The sequence below is a fragment of the Burkholderia sp. YIM B11467 genome (assembly GCF_052952715.1).
On record NZ_JBQVSQ010000024.1, the window covers coordinates 1 to 18,357 of the forward strand.

14 protein-coding genes and 1 tRNA gene are annotated in these 18,357 nt (G+C 61.3%); all 15 read right to left on the reverse strand.

The annotated features are described in order from the left end of the window. The coding region (locus ACTRWB_RS37770) for a GTP-binding protein (protein WP_236061810.1) at nt 1–131 on the reverse strand (131 nt) is incomplete at its 3' end. Nucleotides 132–170: 39 nt separating this feature from the next. Further along, the gene (gene fusA, locus ACTRWB_RS37775) at nt 171–2,273 is read right to left on the reverse strand and encodes an elongation factor G (protein ID WP_446904886.1); all 2,103 of its coding nucleotides are present in this window, start codon (nt 2,271–2,273) and stop codon (nt 171–173) included. A 122-nt stretch (nt 2,274–2,395) separates the two neighbouring features. Next, the gene (gene rpsG, locus ACTRWB_RS37780) at nt 2,396–2,866 is read right to left on the reverse strand and encodes a 30S ribosomal protein S7 (RefSeq protein ID WP_006477195.1); all 471 of its coding nucleotides are present in this window, start codon (nt 2,864–2,866) and stop codon (nt 2,396–2,398) included. Between the two features lie 172 nt (nt 2,867–3,038). Beyond that, nucleotides 3,039–3,419 carry a 30S ribosomal protein S12 gene (gene rpsL, locus ACTRWB_RS37785; protein WP_006400662.1) on the reverse strand — a complete coding sequence of 127 codons (381 nt, stop codon included), beginning with the start codon at nt 3,417–3,419 and terminating at the stop codon, nt 3,039–3,041. Nucleotides 3,420–3,646: 227 nt separating this feature from the next. Further along, the gene (recQ, locus tag ACTRWB_RS37790; protein WP_446904887.1) at nt 3,647–5,494 is read right to left on the reverse strand and encodes a DNA helicase RecQ; all 1,848 of its coding nucleotides are present in this window, start codon (nt 5,492–5,494) and stop codon (nt 3,647–3,649) included. 243 nt (nt 5,495–5,737) lie between these two features. Continuing rightward, nucleotides 5,738–9,985, reverse strand: a complete 4,248-nt coding sequence (gene rpoC / locus ACTRWB_RS37795; RefSeq protein WP_129513516.1) for a DNA-directed RNA polymerase subunit beta' — start codon at nt 9,983–9,985, stop codon at nt 5,738–5,740. Between the two features lie 21 nt (nt 9,986–10,006). Then, entirely contained in the window at nt 10,007–14,113 is a 4,107-nt protein-coding gene (rpoB, locus tag ACTRWB_RS37800) for a DNA-directed RNA polymerase subunit beta (protein WP_129513515.1), read from the reverse strand. Nucleotides 14,114–14,490: 377 nt separating this feature from the next. Next, entirely contained in the window at nt 14,491–14,865 is a 375-nt protein-coding gene (gene rplL / locus ACTRWB_RS37805; protein WP_129513514.1) for a 50S ribosomal protein L7/L12, read from the reverse strand. A gap of 63 nt (nt 14,866–14,928) precedes the next feature. Next, entirely contained in the window at nt 14,929–15,426 is a 498-nt protein-coding gene (gene rplJ / locus ACTRWB_RS37810; RefSeq protein WP_129513513.1) for a 50S ribosomal protein L10, read from the reverse strand. Nucleotides 15,427–15,734: 308 nt separating this feature from the next. Beyond that, on the reverse strand, nt 15,735–16,535 hold the full coding sequence (rplA, locus tag ACTRWB_RS37815; protein WP_446904888.1) for a 50S ribosomal protein L1: 801 nt from the start codon (nt 16,533–16,535) through the stop codon (nt 15,735–15,737). Next, nucleotides 16,536–16,967 (reverse strand): 50S ribosomal protein L11, encoded by a 432-nt coding sequence (rplK, locus tag ACTRWB_RS37820; protein ID WP_006753591.1) that lies wholly within the window; start codon nt 16,965–16,967, stop codon nt 16,536–16,538. A 140-nt stretch (nt 16,968–17,107) separates the two neighbouring features. Continuing rightward, nucleotides 17,108–17,665, reverse strand: a complete 558-nt coding sequence (nusG, locus tag ACTRWB_RS37825) for a transcription termination/antitermination protein NusG (RefSeq protein ID WP_006400672.1) — start codon at nt 17,663–17,665, stop codon at nt 17,108–17,110. A 1-nt stretch (nt 17,666) separates the two neighbouring features. Then, complete coding sequence (gene secE / locus ACTRWB_RS37830; RefSeq protein ID WP_006482892.1) at nt 17,667–18,047, reverse strand: preprotein translocase subunit SecE; 381 nt, start codon at nt 18,045–18,047, stop codon at nt 17,667–17,669. Nucleotides 18,048–18,090: 43 nt separating this feature from the next. Beyond that, nucleotides 18,091–18,166, reverse strand: a tRNA-Trp gene (locus ACTRWB_RS37835). A 59-nt stretch (nt 18,167–18,225) separates the two neighbouring features. Continuing rightward, a partial coding sequence (locus ACTRWB_RS37840) for an EF-Tu C-terminal domain-related protein (RefSeq protein ID WP_446904885.1) occupies nt 18,226–18,357 on the reverse strand: 132 nt, incomplete at its 5' end.

Consider the following 18,357-nt stretch of genomic DNA (forward strand, 5'->3'; position numbering starts at 1 on the left):
GCTTCGCCGCCGAACTTCTTCGTCAGCACCGTCGTGATCGCTGCCGTCAGCGTCGTCTTGCCGTGGTCAACGTGACCAATCGTACCAACGTTCACGTGCGGCTTGGTCCGCTCGAATTTACCTTTTGCCATGATTCTCTTCTTTCAAAAATAATCGATTGTGATAGCGAATTACTTCGACTTCGCGCTGATGATCGCTTCCGCAACGTTCTTCGGAGCTTCAGCGTAGTGCTTGAACTCCATCGTGTACGTTGCGCGACCTTGCGTCAGCGAACGCAGCGACGTGGAGTAGCCGAACATTTCCGACAACGGCACTTCGGCGCGCACGATCTTGCCGCCGCCAACCATGTCATCCATGCCCTGGATGATGCCGCGGCGACCCGACAGGTCACCCATCACGTTACCCATGAAGTCTTCCGGCGTTTCCACTTCCACGGCCATCATCGGCTCGAGCAGAACCGGATCAGCGCGGCGCATCGCTTCCTTGAACGCCATCGAACCGGCCATGCGGAACGCATTTTCGTTCGAGTCGACGTCGTGGTACGAACCGAACGTCAGCGTGACCTTCACGTCGACGACCGGGAAGCCTGCCAGCACGCCGCTCTTCAGCGTTTCCTGGATACCCTTGTCAACCGACGGAATGTATTCGCGCGGAATCACGCCGCCCTTGATCGCGTCGATGAACTCGTAGCCCTTGCCCAGTTCGCTGCGCTCGAGCGTAATGACCGCATGGCCATACTGACCACGGCCGCCCGACTGCTTGACGAACTTGCCTTCGACGTCCGCGGCCGACTTGCGAATGGTTTCGCGGTACGCCACCTGCGGCTTGCCGACGGTCGCTTCCACGCCGAATTCACGCTTCATCCGGTCGACGAGAATTTCGAGGTGGAGCTCGCCCATGCCCGAAATGATCGTTTGACCCGATTCTTCGTCGGTCTGCACGCGGAACGACGGATCTTCCTGAGCGAGACGGTTGAGCGCCAGGCCCATCTTTTCCTGGTCAGCCTTCGTCTTCGGCTCGACTGCCTGCGAAATCACCGGCTCCGGGAAAATCATGCGTTCGAGCACGATCGGATGTGCCGGATCGCACAGCGTGTCGCCCGTCGTCGCTTCCTTCAGGCCGACCGCAGCAGCGATGTCGCCTGCGCGAACTTCCTTGATTTCTTCGCGCTGGTTCGCGTGCATCTGCAGAATACGGCCGAGACGTTCCTTCTTGTCCTTGGTCGCATTGAGCAGCGTGTCACCCGAATTGACGACGCCCGAGTAGACGCGGAAGAAGATCAGCTGGCCGACGAACGGGTCGGTCATGATCTTGAACGCGAGTGCCGAGAACTTCTCGTCGTCGGCAGCACGGCGCTCCGTCTTCTCACCGTTTTCGAGTTCGCCCGTAACCGGCGGAATATCGACCGGCGACGGCAGGAAATCGATCACGGCGTCGAGCATACGCTGCACGCCCTTGTTCTTGAACGCGGTACCGCACAGCATCGGCTGAATTTCGCACGCGATCGTACGGTCACGCAGACCCTTCACGATCTCGGCTTCGGACAGCTCGCCCGCTTCCAGGTACTTGTTCATCAGGTCTTCGTTCGACTCTGCAGCCGCCTCGACCATCTTTTCGCGCCATTCGTTGCACGTGTCGGCGAGTTCCGCCGGGATGTCCACGTAGTCGAACTTGGTGCCTTGCGACGCCTCGTCCCAAATGATCGCCTTCATCTTGATCAGGTCGACGACGCCCTTGAAGCCTTCTTCCGCGCCGATCGGCACCACGACCGGAACCGGGTTTGCCTTCAGGCGCAGACGGAGCTGGTCATAGACCTTGAAGAAGTTCGCGCCGGTACGGTCCATCTTATTGACGAACGCGAGACGCGGCACCTTGTACTTGTTCGCCTGGCGCCACACCGTTTCCGACTGCGGCTGCACGCCGCCCACTGCGCAGTACACCATGCACGCGCCGTCGAGCACGCGCATCGAACGCTCCACTTCGATCGTGAAGTCGACGTGGCCCGGGGTGTCGATGATGTTGATGCGGTGTTCCGGATAGTTGCCGCCCATGCCCTTCCAGAAGGCCGTGGTAGCAGCGGACGTGATCGTGATGCCACGCTCCTGTTCCTGCTCCATCCAGTCCATCGTGGCTGCGCCGTCGTGGACTTCACCGATCTTGTGGTTCACACCGGTGTAAAACAGAATGCGCTCGGTCGTCGTCGTTTTGCCGGCGTCGATGTGAGCGCTAATACCGATATTGCGGTAGCGCTCGATAGGAGTCTTGCGAGCCACTTTGATCCTCTACTGGGATGGCGCGATGCAGCCCTGCTGCATCGCGCTTCAACACAAACGGGCGAGGCGCCTGAAAAGCGCACCCGCCCGGAATTTATTTCCGAAAAAGCCCAGCCAGGCGCTTAGAAACGGAAATGCGAGAACGCGCGGTTGGCTTCTGCCATGCGGTGAACTTCGTCGCGCTTCTTCATCGCGCCGCCACGGCCTTCGGCCGCTTCGGAGAGTTCGCCTGCCAGACGCAGAGCCATCGACTTCTCGCTGCGCTTCTTCGCAGCCTCACGCAGCCAGCGCATCGCCAATGCCATACGACGCGACGGGCGCACTTCGACCGGAACTTGATAGTTGGCACCACCAACGCGACGGCTCTTCACTTCGACCACCGGCTTCACGTTGTTGAGCGCAACCGTGAACACTTCCAGCGGGTCCTTGCCACCCTTGGTCTGGATCTGTTCGAATGCGCCATAAACGATGCGCTCTGCGACCGACTTCTTGCCGGACAGCATCAGCATGTTCATGAACTTGGCTACATCAACGTTGCCGAACTTCGGATCCGGCAACACTTCCCGCTTGGGGACTTCGCGACGACGCGGCATGATTCTTCCTTTACTTGTTCAGTTGGAGCTGGATCCAGCCCCGCGGCCACCAACAAACCCGATCACATCTTCACGACTAACCAGCTTGGCCGGGTGACCACTTACTCGACAGCACCGGCAATCCGGCACTCCCGCCTCGACCGCCCTACGGCGATCCTTGATCAAAAACTGCTTACTTGGCAGCCTTTGCACGCTTCGCGCCGTACTTCGAGCGCGCTTGCTTACGATCCTTGACGCCCTGGGTATCCAGCGAGCCGCGAACCATGTGGTAACGCACACCCGGCAAGTCCTTCACACGGCCGCCGCGGATCAGCACAACCGAGTGTTCCTGCAGGTTGTGGCCTTCACCGCCGATGTACGAAATCACTTCGAAGCCGTTCGTCAGACGAACCTTGGCGACCTTACGGAGTGCCGAGTTCGGCTTCTTCGGCGTCGTCGTGTACACACGGGTGCACACGCCGCGACGCTGGGGGCAGTCCTGCAAGGCCGGGCTCTTGCTCTTCGTCGTTTCCGACTGACGGCCTTTGCGAACCAGTTGGTTGATGGTTGGCATTGTTTATTCCTGAAATTGAACAAAATCCGCACATCGATTTCGGGCAAAGCGAGAATCGACGCACAGTTGACTTCCGGGCCGGCGAAACGGACGCGAACCTTGGAACGCGACCTGACCCACCGAATACCGGAACCCAGCATAATATTCCGGAAATGCCAACCAAGTCAACGGCTTGCGTGATTTACCGGGCAGCCGCGTGGTTTACCGGAAGGGTCGGAACACCTGTGTCAGGCCGATTCGACGACGTCGATGATCTCGTCGCCGAAGCGCTCGAGCTTGCGCACGCCCATGCCGGGGATATGGCGCAGGTCGTCGATCGACTCCGGCGCGTTGCGCGCGATTTCCGCGAGCGTCGCGTCGTGGAAGATCACGTAGGCCGGCACGCCGTCCGTCTTCGCGGTTTCCGCACGCCACGCGCGCAGCGCGTCCCACCGTGCGCGCTCCCGCGTACCCATGCCGGCCGTCGGATCGACGCGCGTGCCGCTGCGGCTCGACGACTGACGGGTGCGTTGCGGCTTCACATAACGACGCAGCGTGACCTTTTCCTCGTTCTTCAGCACGGGCTTCGCGGCCTCGGTCAGCACCAGCGCGCCGAAGCCGCCGTGATCGACGGCCAGGTAGCCGTACGCGACCAGCTGCCGGAAAATCGCGCGCCACTCGGGTTCCGACAGCGACGCGCCGATCCCGAACGTCGTGAGCTGATCGTGGCCGCGCTGCAACACCTTTTCGGTACGCCCGCCGCGCAGGATCTCGATCAGATGGCTGGAGCCGAAATTGAAGCCGCTCGCGCGCTGCGCGCGGAACACGCACGACAGCGCCATCTGCGCCTCGCGCGTTGCGTCCCACGAATCGGGCGGCTCGATACACGTGTCGCAGTTGCCGCACGGCTGGCTCTCTTCGCCGAAGTAGTTCAGCAGCCGCACGCGGCGGCACGAGATCGTCTCGCACAGCCCGAGCAGCGCGTCGAGCTTCGACGTCTGAACGCGCTTGTGCGCGTCGTCCGCATCGGACTCTTCGATCATCTTGCGCTGCTGGACGACGTCGCCGAGGCCATACGCCATCCACGCATTCGCCGGCATCCCGTCGCGGCCCGCGCGGCCCGTTTCCTGGTAGTAGCCTTCGACGCTCTTCGGCAGGTCCAGGTGAGCGACGAAGCGCACGTCGGGTTTGTCGATGCCCATGCCGAACGCGATCGTCGCGCACATCACGACGCCTTCCTCGCGCTGGAACATTTCCTGGTGCTTCTGCCGCACCTCGAACTCCATTCCCGCGTGATACGGCAGCGCGCGCACGCCCTGCGCCTTCAGCCACTCGGCCGTTTCCTCGACCTTGCGGCGCGACAGGCAATAGACGACACCCGCATCCGTCGTGCCGTCGGCGTTCGTATGTTCGGCGCGGATGAAGTCGAGCAATTGCGAACGCGCGTTGTCCTTTTCGACGATCCGGTAGCGGATGTTCGGGCGATCGAAGCTCGATATGAACACGCGCGCGTCGTCGAGCGCGAGACGATGGATGATCTCGTCGCGCGTGATCTCGTCGGCCGTGGCGGTCAGCGCGATGCGCGGCACCGACGGGAACCGCTCGTGCAGCACCGACAGCTGGATGTATTCCGGGCGGAAATCGTGCCCCCATTGCGACACGCAGTGCGCTTCGTCGATCGCGAACAGGCCGATCTTCGCGCGCTCGAGCAACTCGAGGAACCGGCCCGTCATCAGCCGTTCGGGCGCGACGTACAGCAGGTCGATCTCGCCTTCGCGCAGCGCGCGCTCGGTCGCCGCGGCTTCGGCGCCCGACAGCGTCGAATTCAGGTACGCCGCGCGCACGCCGACTTCACGCAGCGCGGCGACCTGATCCTGCATCAGCGCGATCAGCGGCGACACGACGATGCCGGCGCCCTGCCCGGTCTCGCGGCGCAGCAGCGCCGGAATCTGGTAGCACAGCGACTTGCCGCCGCCAGTAGGCATCAGCACGAGACAATCGCCGCCGCTGGCGACGTGTTCGACGATCTCGCCCTGCTGGCCGCGAAATGCGGAATAACCAAAAACTTCGTCGAGAATTTCGAGGGCGCGGGACATGAATGAGAACGAGGACGGCGGAACGATGACCGCAAGTTTAACAACCCGCTCGCGCGACGCGTGGCGAATCGTGCAATGTTGGCCAATCGGACAGGGTTCGTTCGCGTGCATGACGGGCCTGCAGCGGCCGCAGCCGGCGTTGCGCAGGCGCGTCATGCGCGCGAACGACGGATAAAAAAAACCGCCCGGCAGAACCGGGCGGTTTCGATGACAGCGAGGCGAGGCGGCTCGCGCCGCCCGCGCTTACTCGGCTGCCGGGTGCTGTTGCGGCTCTTCGGCTGCCGGCGCGCTCGGCGTGCCGAAGTCGAACGCTTCTTCCGCTGCGATCTGGTCGAAACGCTCGCGATCCGACGATTCCTTCGCCTTGCGTGCCTTGTGGAACGCGAGACCCGTACCGGCCGGAATCAGACGGCCGACGATCACGTTTTCCTTCAGGCCGCGCAGATCGTCGCGTTTGCCCATGATCGCCGCTTCGGTCAGCACGCGGGTCGTTTCCTGGAACGATGCCGCGGAGATGAACGAGTCGGTCGACAGCGATGCCTTCGTGATACCGAGCAGCACGTTGTCGTACGAAGCCGGGCGCTTGTCCTCGGCGATCATGCGATCGTTCTCGTCCAGCATGTCGGAACGCTCGACCTGTTCGCCCGGGATGAAGCGCGTATCGCCGTTGTCGGTGATCTGCACACGACGCAGCATCTGGCGAACGATCACCTCGATGTGCTTGTCGTTGATCTTCACGCCCTGCAGACGATACACGTCCTGCACTTCGTCGACGATGTAGCGCGACAGCGCCTCGATACCCTGCAGACGCAGGATGTCGTGCGGATCGGCCGGACCGTCCACGATCATTTCGCCCTTGTTGACGACCTGAGCATCGTGGACCAGCACCTGCTTTTCCTTCGCGATCAGGAACTCGTGCTGATTGCCTTCGAGATCCGTGATGACGAGACGCTGCTTGCCCTTCGTGTCCTTACCGAACGACGTCGTGCCGGTGACTTCCGCCAGAATGCCGGCATCCTTCGGCGAACGCGCTTCGAACAGTTCCGCCACCCGCGGCAGACCGCCGGTAATGTCACGCGTCTTCTGCGCTTCGGTCGGGATACGTGCGAGCACTTCACCGACCTGCACCTGCTGGCCATCCTTCACGGTGATCAGTGCGCCGACCTGGAAGCCGATCTGCACTGCGTGCTCCGTGCCCGGAATCTTGACTTCGTCGCCGTTCGCGTCGAGCAGCTTCACCTGCGGACGCACGCTCTTCGAAGCCTGCGAACCGCGACGCTTCACGTCGATCACGACCAGCGTCGACAGGCCGGTCACGTCGTCGATCTGCTTCGCGACCGTCACGCCTTCCTCGACGTTCTCGAACTTCACCGTACCACCGTACTCGGTGATGATCGGACGCGTCAGCGGATCCCACGTGGCGAGCTGCGTGCCGGCCTTGATGGTTGCGCCGTCGAGCTGCAGCAGCGTCGCGCCGTACGGCACTTTGTGACGCTCGCGCTCGCGACCGAAGTCGTCGGTGATCATCGCTTCGCCCGAACGGGAAATGACGATCTGCTCGCCCTTCGCGTTCGTGACGTAGCGCATCGTGGCCGTGAAGCGCACGATACCGTTGCTCTTCGCTTCAACCGACGAAGCCACTGCCGCACGCGATGCCGCACCACCGATGTGGAACGTACGCATCGTCAGCTGCGTGCCCGGTTCGCCGATCGACTGTGCCGCGATCACGCCGACTGCTTCGCCGACGTTGACCGACGAGCCACGGCCCAGGTCGCGACCATAGCAGGCTGCACACAGACCGTAACGCGTTTCGCAAGTCAGCGGCGTACGCACGCGCACTTCGTCGATGCCGAGGCGTTCGATTTCTTCGACCGCGTCTTCGTCGAGCAACGTGCCCGTTTCGTACAGCGTTTCCTGCGTTTCCGGATTGACGACGTCAGCCACCGTCACGCGACCGAGGATACGGTCACGCAGCGCTTCGACGACTTCACCGCCTTCGACCAACGCCTTCATGGCGACGCCGTTGGACGTACCGCAATCGTCCTCGACCACCACCAGATCCTGCGTGACGTCGACCAGACGACGCGTCAGGTAACCCGAGTTCGCGGTCTTCAGTGCCGTATCAGCCAGACCCTTACGTGCACCGTGGGTCGAGATGAAGTACTGCAACACGTTCAGGCCTTCACGGAAGTTCGCGGTAATCGGCGTCTCGATAATCGAGCCGTCCGGCTTCGCCATCAGGCCACGCATACCGGCCAGCTGACGAATCTGCACCGCCGAACCCCGGGCGCCCGAGTCGGCCATCATGTAGATCGAGTTGAACGACTCCTGGCGCGTCTCGTTGCCGTCGCGGTCCGTCACCGGCTCCGTCGACAACTGCTCCATCATCGCCTTGCCGACCGCTTCCGACGTCGCCGACCAGATGTCGACCACGTTGTTGTAGCGTTCTTGCGACGTGACGAGACCCGACATGTACTGGCGGTCGTATTCCTTCACCTTCTTCGCGGCGTCACCGACGATCGTTTCCTTCTGCGGCGGCACGAGCATGTCGTCCACGCAGATCGAAATGCCGGCGCGCGTCGCGAGACGGAAACCCGACTGCATCAGCTGGTCGGCGAACACCACCGTCGCGCGCAGACCGCACTTGCGGAACGCCGTGTTGATCAGGCGCGAGATTTCCTTCTTCTTCAGCGGCTTGTTCAGCACCGAGAACGGCAGGCCGTGCGGCAGGATCTCCGACAGGATCGCGCGGCCGACGGTCGTCGCGTACAGCGAGATCTTCGGCACGAATTCCGGCGCGCCTTCCGACTTGTCTTCGTTGCGGACCATTTCGGTGATCCGCACGTTGACGCGCGATGCGAGCTCGACTTCCTTGTTCTCGTACGCGCGGATCGCTTCCGACACGCCCGTGAACGACAGGCCTTCGCCCTTGCCGTTGATCGCTTCGCGGGTCGCGTAGTACAGACCCAGCACGATATCCTGCGACGGCACGATCGACGGATCGCCGTTGGCCGGGAACAGCACGTTGTTCGACGCAAGCATCAGCGTGCGCGCTTCCATCTGCGCTTCGAGCGACAGCGGCACGTGAACGGCCATCTGGTCACCGTCGAAGTCGGCGTTGAACGCCGCGCAGACGAGCGGGTGCAGCTGAATTGCCTTGCCTTCGATCAGCACGGGCTCGAACGCCTGGATACCGAGACGGTGCAGCGTCGGCGCACGGTTCAGCATCACCGGGTGCTCGCGGATCACCTCTTCGAGGATGTCCCACACCACCGGCGTCTGGTTCTCGACTTCCTTCTTCGCAGCCTTGATGGTCGTCGCGACGCCCATCACTTCCAGCTTGTTGAAGATGAACGGCTTGAACAGCTCGAGCGCCATCAGCTTCGGCAGACCGCACTGGTGCAGCTTCAGCGTCGGGCCGACCACGATGACCGAACGGCCCGAGTAGTCGACGCGCTTGCCCAGCAGGTTCTGACGGAAACGACCGCCCTTGCCCTTGATCATGTCGGCGAGCGACTTCAGCGGACGCTTGTTCGCGCCCGTCATCGCCTTGCCGCGACGACCGTTGTCGAGCAGCGAGTCGACGGCTTCCTGCAGCATCCGCTTTTCGTTGCGGACGATGATTTCAGGTGCCTTCAGCTCGAGCAGACGCTTCAACCGGTTGTTACGGTTGATCACGCGGCGATACAGGTCGTTCAGGTCCGACGTCGCGAAACGGCCGCCGTCCAGCGGCACGAGCGGACGCAGTTCCGGCGGCAGCACCGGCAGCACTTCGAGGATCATCCACTCGGGCTTGATGCCCGAGCGCTGGAATGCCTCGAGGACCTTCAGGCGCTTCGCGTACTTCTTGATCTTCGCTTCCGAGCCGGTGTTCTTCAGCTCGGTGCGCAGCGTCTCGACCTGCTCGTCGATGTTGATCGCGCGCAGCAGTTCACGCACGCCTTCCGCGCCCATCTCGGCACGGAATTCGTCGCCGTATTCCTCGACCTTGTTGTAGTAATCCTCTTCGGTCATGATCTGCCGCGCCTTCAGCGGCGTCATGCCCGGTTCGATCACCACGTATGCTTCGAAGTACAGCACGCGTTCGATGTCGCGCAGCGTCATGTCGAGCACCATGCCCAGACGCGACGGCAGCGACTTCAGGAACCAGATGTGCGCGACCGGCGAGGCCAGTTCGATGTGGCCCATGCGTTCGCGACGCACCTTCGCCAGCGTCACTTCGACGCCGCACTTCTCGCAGATCACGCCGCGGTGCTTCAGACGCTTGTACTTGCCGCACAGGCACTCGTAGTCCTTGATCGGCCCGAAGATCTTCGCGCAGAAGAGACCATCGCGTTCCGGCTTGAACGTACGGTAGTTGATGGTCTCCGGCTTCTTCACTTCGCCGAACGACCACGAACGGATCTTGTCAGGCGAAGCCAGACCGATCTTGATCGCGTCGAAAACTTCTTCCTGTTGGACTTGCTTGAATAGATCGAGCAGAGCTTTCATTGCTTTCTCTCCGTAGTCCGATTAATTGCGGTCGAGATCGATGTCGATACCGAGCGAGCGGATTTCCTTCACGAGAACGTTGAAGGATTCCGGCATGCCTGCATCGATGACGTGATCACCCTTGACCAGGTTCTCATAGACCTTGGTCCGGCCGTTCACGTCGTCCGACTTCACCGTCAGCATTTCCTGCAGCACGTAGGACGCGCCGTACGCTTCGAGTGCCCACACTTCCATTTCACCGAAACGCTGGCCACCGAACTGTGCCTTGCCGCCCAGCGGCTGCTGCGTGACGAGCGAGTACGGGCCCGTCGAACGCGCGTGCATCTTGTCGTCGACCAAGTGGTGCAGCTTCAGGTAGTGCATGTAGCCAAGCGTCACGCGACGTTCGAACATTTCACCCGTGCGGCCGTCGTACAGACGGACCTGGTTCTTCGACGGGTTCATGCCGAGCTGTTCCGCGATGTCGTCCGGGAAGGCCAGATTGAGCATCTTGCCCATTTCTTCCTCGGTCGCACCGTCGAACACCGGCGTTGCGAACGGCACGCCTTCGCGCAGGTTCCGCGCGAGTTCGAGGATCTCGTCGTCGGTGAAGCTTTCCAGATCTTCCTGGCGGCCCGACTCGTTGTAGATCTTCGTCAGGAACACGCGCATTTCCTCGATCTTCGCCTGACGCTGCAGCATTTCGCCGATACGCCAGCCGAGACCCTTCGCGGCCCAGCCGAGGTGCACTTCCAGAACCTGACCCACGTTCATCCGCGACGGCACGCCGAGCGGGTTCAGCACGACGTCTGCCGGACGGCCATCGGCCATGTACGGCATGTCTTCGATCGGGACGATCTTCGACACGACACCCTTGTTACCGTGGCGGCCTGCCATCTTGTCGCCAGGCTGCAGACGGCGCTTCACCGCGAGGTACACCTTGACCATCTTCAGCACGCCCGGCGGCAGCTCGTCGCCTTGCGTGAGCTTCTTGCGCTTCTCTTCGAACGCGAGGTCGAACTGGTGACGCTTTTCCTCGATCGAGTTCTTGATCGCTTCGAGCTGCGCCGCTGCCTCGTCGTCCGCCAGGCGGATGTCGAACCAGTGGTAGTGGTCGAGGTCTTCCAGGTAAGCCTGGTCGATCTTCGTGCCCTTCGCGAGCTTCTTCGGACCGCCGTTCGCGACCTTGCCCACGAGCATGCGCGCGAGACGCTGGAACGCGTCGCCTTCCACGATGCGCAGCTGGTCATTCAGGTCGAGACGGTAGCGCTTGAGTTCATCGTCGATGATCTGTTGCGCACGCTTGTCGCGCTGGATGCCTTCACGCGTGAACACCTGGACGTCGATCACGGTACCGCTCATGCCCGACGGCACGCGCAGCGACGTGTCCTTCACGTCCGATGCCTTCTCGCCGAAGATCGCGCGCAGCAGCTTCTCTTCCGGCGTCAGCTGGGTCTCGCCCTTCGGCGTGACCTTGCCGACCATCACGTCGCCCGCTTCGACTTCCGCACCGATGTACACGATGCCCGATTCGTCGAGACGGCCGAGCTGGACTTCCGCCAGGTTCGAGATGTCGCGCGTGATTTCTTCCGGCCCGAGCTTCGTATCGCGTGCAACGACGTTCAGCTCTTCGATGTGGATCGACGTGTAGCGATCGTCGGCCACGACCTTCTCCGAGATCAGGATCGAATCCTCGAAGTTGTAGCCGTTCCACGGCATGAACGCGATCAGCATGTTCTGGCCGAGCGCGAGCTCACCCAGGTCCGTCGAGGCGCCGTCGGCCAGCACGTCGCCGCGCGAGACCTTGTCGCCCATCTTCACGATCGGACGCTGGTTGATGTTCGTGTTCTGGTTCGAACGCGTGTACTTGATCAGGTTGTAGATGTCGACACCGACTTCACCTGCGACCGCTTCGTCGTCGTTCACGCGAATCACGATACGGCCTGCGTCGACATAGTCGACGACGCCGCCGCGGAACGCCTGCACCGTCGTACCCGAGTCGACCGCACAGGTGCGCTCGATGCCCGTACCGACGACCGGCTTTTCCGGACGCAGACACGGCACGGCCTGACGCTGCATGTTCGAGCCCATCAGTGCACGGTTCGCATCGTCGTGCTCGAGGAACGGAATCAGCGAGGCTGCAACCGACACGATCTGCGACGGCGCCACGTCCATGTACTGGATACGGTCCGGCGTGACCATCATCGTTTCACCGGCTTCACGCGACGACACGAGTTCGTCGATCAGCTGGCCGTTCTCGTCGATCGCGGCGTTCGCCTGCGCGATCATGTAGCGGCCTTCCTCGATCGCCGACAGGTAGTCGATCTGGTCGGTCACCTTGCTGTCCACGACCTTGCGGTACGGCGTCTCGAGGAAGCCGTACTCGTTCAGGTGCGCATACAGTGCGAGCGAGTTGATCAGGCCGATGTTCGGACCTTCCGGCGTTTCGATCGGGCACACGCGGCCATAGTGGGTCGGGTGCACGTCGCGGACTTCAAAGCCTGCGCGCTCGCGCGTCAGACCGCCCGGGCCCAGTGCGGAAACACGACGCTTGTGCGTGATTTCCGACAGCGGGTTGGTCTGGTCCATGAACTGCGAAAGCTGCGACGAACCGAAGAACTCGCGAATCGCCGACGAAATCGGCTTCGAGTTGATCAGGTCGTGCGGCATCAGGTTTTCGCTTTCGGCCTGGCCGAGGCGTTCCTTGACCGCGCGCTCGACACGCACGAGACCCGCGCGGAACTGGTTTTCCGCCAGTTCGCCGACGCAACGCACACGACGGTTGCCGAGGTGGTCGATATCGTCCACTTCGCCCTTGCCGTTACGCAGCTCGACGAGGATCTTGATCGTCGCGAGGATGTCGTCGTCCTGCAGCGTCATCGGGCCGGTGATCTCGTCACGGCTGACGCGGCGGTTGAACTTCATGCGGCCGACCTTCGACAGGTCGTACGCTTCTTCGCTGTAGAACAGACGGTTGAACAGTGCCTCGACCGCTTCTTCGGTCGGCGGCTCGCCCGGACGCATCATGCGGTAGATCGCGATGCGCGCGGCGGTGCGGTCGGTCGTTTCGTCGACACGCAGCGTCGACGAGATGTACGGGCCCTGGTCCAGATCGTTCGTGTAGAGCGTCTGGATGTCCTTGATGCCCGCTTCGCGCAGCTTCTCGAGCACGCTTTCCGTGACTTCGTCGTTCGCGCTCGCGATCACTTCGCCGGTATCGCCGTCGACGACGTTCTTCGCCAGCACGCGGCCGAGCAGATAGTCTTCCGGCACCGAGATGAACTTGGTCTTCGCGGCTTCGAGGTCGCGAATGTGCTTCGCGTTGATCCGCTTGTCCTTCTGGACGATGACCTTGCCGTCGCGATCCGTGATGTCGAAACGCGCGACTTCACCGCGCAGGCGCTCGGGCACGAACTCGAGTTGCGCGCCTTCGTCCATCAGCGTGAAGTTGTCGAAAACGAAGAAGTTCGCGAGGATCTGTTCCGGCGTGAGGCCGATGGCCTTCAGCAGGATCGTGACCGGCATCTTGCGGCGACGGTCGACGCGGAAGTACAGGATGTCCTTCGGATCGAATTCGAAGTCGAGCCACGAGCCGCGGTACGGAATGATCCGTGCCGAGAACAGCAGCTTGCCCGAGCTGTGCGTCTTGCCCTTGTCGTGTTCGAAGAACACGCCCGGCGAACGGTGCAGCTGCGAGACGATGACACGCTCGGTGCCGTTGATGACGAACGAGCCCGTCGGCGTCATGAGCGGAATTTCGCCCATGTACACTTCCTGCTCCTTCACTTCCTTGACGACCGGCTTGTTCGGCGATTCCTTGTCGAGGATGACAAGGCGGACCTTCGCGCGCAGCGCGGAGCAGTACGTCAGGCCACGCTGCTGGCATTCCTTGATGTTGAATGCCGGCGAGGACAGCGCATAGCTCACGAACTCGAGGCGCGCGAAACCGTTGTGCGAAACAATGGGAAATACCGATGTGAAGGCGGCCTGCAAACCTTCAGGCTTGCGTTGCGTCGCCAGCACATCGGCTTGCAGAAACGTGCTGAATGATTCAAGCTGGGTAGCCAGCAAGAACGGAACTTGGTGAACGATGGGGCGCTTCGCGAAACTCTTGCGAATGCGCTTCTTCTCGGTGAAGGAATATTGCATACGATCTCCGAATCACGGCGGGTGCTATCGAGGCGGAATACCTGGACGTTTCAAACCCGAGTGTTCACCGACTGAGACCCGATGGCCGTCCGACGGCTTGAACGAGCCGAGAAGCTTGGTGGTTGGCCGCTACCAACCGCTGGCTGACGGCAGCGGATGCCTGTGTTGCCCGCTACCCGACCAAACTTGCCTTCTGCAGTCGCTTCAGAAGACAAAGAGAAACGCCAATCGTGACCAATGACAACGATTAGACGGTTATCTTTGGCTTCTGGGGCCAATTATTCGGGCTCCCGAATGAGTGCCAGAATAACGTCCCCACAAAGCACAAAAAGGCCGGCGGTGAAAATACCGCCAGCCTTCGCACAGCGCGTCGAAACTTACTTGATTTCGACCTTCGCGCCTGCTTCTTCCAGCTTCTTCTTGGCTTCGTCAGCAGCAGCCTTGTCGACGCCTTCCTTGACGGGCTTCGGTGCACCGTCAACCAGGTCCTTCGCTTCCTTCAGGCCCAGGCCCGTCAGTTCGCGAACGGCCTTGATGACGCTGACCTTGTTGCTACCGGTTTCAGCCAGAACGACCGTGAATTCGGTCTTTTCTTCAGCAGCAGCAGCAGCGCCGCCGCCTGCCGGGCCAGCGACTGCCACTGCAGCTGCCGACACGCCAAACTTCTCTTCGAATGCCTTGACCAGTTCGTTCAGTTCCAGAACGGTCATCCCTTCGACTGCTGCCAGGATGTCTTCTTTTGCGATTGCCATTTGAAATACTCCTAAATTGAATTCGGATACAGCCAGCGATCAATGACGCTGATGCACGCTCGATTACGCAGCTTCTGCTTGCTTCTTCTCGGCCAGCGCGGCGAGTGCACGCGCGAAGCCCGAAACAGGCGCTTGCATAACGAACAGCAGCTTCGAGAGCAGTTCTTCGCGGCTCGGGATGCTTGCCAGCGCTTGCACGCCAGCCTTGTCCATCACCTTGCCATCGAACGAACCAGCCTTGATGACCAACTTGTCATTGCTCTTGCTGAAGTCGTTGACGACCTTAGCAGCAGCAATTGCATCTTCCGAGATGCCGTAGATCAACGGGCCAGTCATCTGCTCTGCCAGCGGAGCAAACGGCGTACCTTCAACAGCGCGACGCGCCAGCGTGTTCTTCAACACGCGCAGGTAAACCTGTTGCTCACGCGCTTGCGCGCGCAGCTTGGTCAGATCGCCAACCGCAATTCCACGATACTCAGCCAGCACAACGGTCTGGGCCTTCGCGACTTGCGCGGAAACCTCAGCGACGACGGCTTGCTTGTCTTCTCTATTAAGCGGCACGGTTAGCCTCCAGAAACGATACGTTCGGCGCGGCCGGCATGGCCGAAACCTCACGTACCTCGTTCAACAACGGCGTCCGACCTCGTTAGGAGTATTTCCACCTCACACCGCGAATCGCTTCACGGCCTGCGGCTTCACCACTGCAAAACTTTTTCGGGTTCGCCATCTGCGTTGGCTTGAATTAAGGGATCGCCTGCCTGCTGCGCCCCACCAACGGTCTTTGATAACCGGTTGCCCGCCTTACCGCACGAACAACCGCCCAAAGCCCATGAAGGCCGCTTCGCGAGCGAAGCGGCCCGAATACTTGCTTACTGTGCTGCCAGCGTAGCCTGGTCGACACGCACGCCGACGCCCATCGTGCTCGACAGTGCGATCTTGCGCAGGTACACGCCCTTGCTCGTTGCCGGCTTCGCCTTCTGCNCCAGCGTAGCCTGGTCGACACGCACGCCGACGCCCATCGTGCTCGACAGTGCGATCTTGCGCAGGTACACGCCCTTGCTCGTTGCCGGCTTCGCCTTCTGCAGCGCTTCGATCAGCGCCGACAGGTTCGAACGCAGCGCGGTCGGCTCGAACGATGCACGGCCGATGGTTGCGTGGATGATACCGGCCTTGTCGACACGGAATTGCACCTGACCAGCCTTCGCGTTCTTGACGGCGGTTGCGACGTCCGGCGTGACCGTACCGACCTTCGGGTTCGGCATCAGGCCGCGCGGGCCGAGGATCTGACCCAGCGTACCGACGATACGCATCGTGTCCGGCGAAGCGATCACGATATCGAAGTCCATCTGGCCAGCCTTGATCTGCTCTGCCAGGTCTTCCATACCGACGATTTCCGCGCCTGCTGCACGCGCTTGCTCGGCCTTCTCGCCTTGCGCGAACACCGCAACGCGAACCGACTTGCCCGTACCGGCCGGCAGAACGACCGAACCACGAACAACCTGGTCCGACTTCTTCGCATCGATGCCGAGCTGGACTGCGACGTCGATCGACTCGTCGAACTTCGCGCTCGCGCATTCCTTCACGAGGCTCAGTGCGTCTTCGATCGCGTACAGCTTCTGACGATCAACCTTGGCGGCAAATGCCTGACGGCGCTTGGAGATCTTAGCCATTTACACGCCCTCCACAGTGATGCCCATCGAGCGTGCGCTACCAGCGATGGTGCGAACGGCTGCGTCCAGATCAGCTGCCGTAAGGTCCGGCATCTTGGTCTTCGCGATTTCTTCAGCTTGAGCACGCGTGATCGAACCGACCTTGTCGGTGTGCGGCTTGCTCGAGCCCTTGTCCACCTTCGCCGCCTTCTTGATCAGGACGGTCGCCGGCGGCGTCTTCATCACGAACGTGAAGCTCTTGTCAGCGAATGCCGTGATGACCACCGGCACCGGCAGACCCGGCTCCATGCCTTGAGTCTGCGCGTTGAACGCCTTGCAGAACTCCATGATGTTCAGGCCGCGCTGGCCCAGTGCCGGACCGACCGGCGGCGACGGGTTGGCTTTACCTGCAGGAATCTGCAGCTTGATAAAGCCGACAATTTTCTTTGCCATTTGTAAACCTCGTTGGAACGCCAGACGACGTTCGGTGAGTGATAACGCGCTTTCGCCGCTGGCTACTGACGCTCCTCAACGGCCATAACGCGGACCGTAAGCGCGAAGGTGGGCAGCCAAGGCTGCCCACCGAATCGGGATCAAACTTTTTCGACCTGACCGAACTCGAGTTCGACCGGTGTTGAGCGGCCAAAGATGGTGACCGACACACGCACGCGCGATTTTTCGTAGTTGACTTCCTCGACGGTGCCGTTGAAGTCCGTGAAAGGACCTTCCTTGACACGCACCATCTCGCCAACTTCGAACAGGGTCTTCGGGCGCGGCTTTTCGACGCCTTCCTGCATCTGCGACATGATCTTCTCGACTTCCTTCGGGGAAATCGGGGTCGGGCGGTTACGCGCACCACCGACGAAACCGGTGACCTTCGCGGTGTTCTTCACGAGGTGCCACGTTTCGTCCGTCATTTCCATTTCCACCAGCACGTAGCCGGGGAAGAAACGACGCTCGGTCACAGCCTTGTGGCCGCCTTTGACTTCGACCACTTCTTCGGTCGGAACCAGGATCTGACCGAATTTGTCCTGCATGCCAGCACGTTCGATGCGCTCCTGAAGCGCACGTTGCACGCTCTTCTCCATACCGGAGTAGGCGTGCACGACGTACCAACGTTTTCCGCTCGGGGATGCCGGAGTATCGCTCATATCATTTCCAACCCAGAATCGCCGAGAAAATCACCCATTCGATCGATTTGTCACTCAACCAGAGGAAAATCGCCATTACGAGCACGAAACCGAACACGACGAGTGTGGTTTGCGTCGCTTCCTTGCGGGTAGGCCACACAACCTTCCGGACTTCCTTGTACGAATCCTTGGCAAAGGCGATGAGGCTTTTGCCAGGTGCGGACATGAGCCCGACGGCCACGCCGGCGATGATACCTACCGCCAACGCGGCACCGCGGACATACCACTGCTGATTGGCCAGCCAGAAGAAGCCCACGAATCCGGCCAAGACCAACAATACGCCCAGGGCCAGCATCAGCTTATCGCCGGAGGTATTTACAGTTTCGACGGATGGATTCGCCATAACACCTTAAAACAAATGCCACGTAGGACACGTGGCTATTTTTTGGCAGGGGCAGAGGGAATCGAACCCCCAACCTTCGGTTTTGGAGACCGACGCTCTGCCAGTTGAGCTATACCCCTAAACCATGTTGGGGCCGGCTGTTGCCAGCCCCAAAACTGTCGATCAACGAATAACTGGCTTACTCGATGACCTTGGCAACGACGCCGGCGCCGACCGTACGGCCGCCTTCGCGGATTGCGAAGCGCAGACCTTCTTCCATCGCGATCGGGGCAATCAGCTTCACCGTGATCGACACGTTGTCGCCCGGCAT

Bases quoted from the DNA above. Each gene is read 5' to 3' on its own strand.
- rpsG (WP_006477195.1), bottom strand. From the start codon at position 2,866: ATGCCGCGTCGTCGCGAAGTCCCCAAGCGGGAAGTGTTGCCGGATCCG.
- recQ (WP_446904887.1), bottom strand. From the start codon at position 5,494: ATGTCCCGCGCCCTCGAAATTCTCGACGAAGTTTTTGGTTATTCCGCA.
- rplK (WP_006753591.1), bottom strand. From the start codon at position 16,967: ATGGCAAAGAAAATTGTCGGCTTTATCAAGCTGCAGATTCCTGCAGGT.
- rpoB (WP_129513515.1), bottom strand. From the start codon at position 14,113: ATGCAATATTCCTTCACCGAGAAGAAGCGCATTCGCAAGAGTTTCGCG.
- rpoC (WP_129513516.1), bottom strand. From the start codon at position 9,985: ATGAAAGCTCTGCTCGATCTATTCAAGCAAGTCCAACAGGAAGAAGTT.
- nusG (WP_006400672.1), bottom strand. From the start codon at position 17,665: ATGAGCGATACTCCGGCATCCCCGAGCGGAAAACGTTGGTACGTCGTG.
- rplL (WP_129513514.1), bottom strand. From the start codon at position 14,865: ATGGCAATCGCAAAAGAAGACATCCTGGCAGCAGTCGAAGGGATGACC.
- rpsL (WP_006400662.1), bottom strand. From the start codon at position 3,419: ATGCCAACCATCAACCAACTGGTTCGCAAAGGCCGTCAGTCGGAAACG.
- secE (WP_006482892.1), bottom strand. From the start codon at position 18,047: ATGGCGAATCCATCCGTCGAAACTGTAAATACCTCCGGCGATAAGCTG.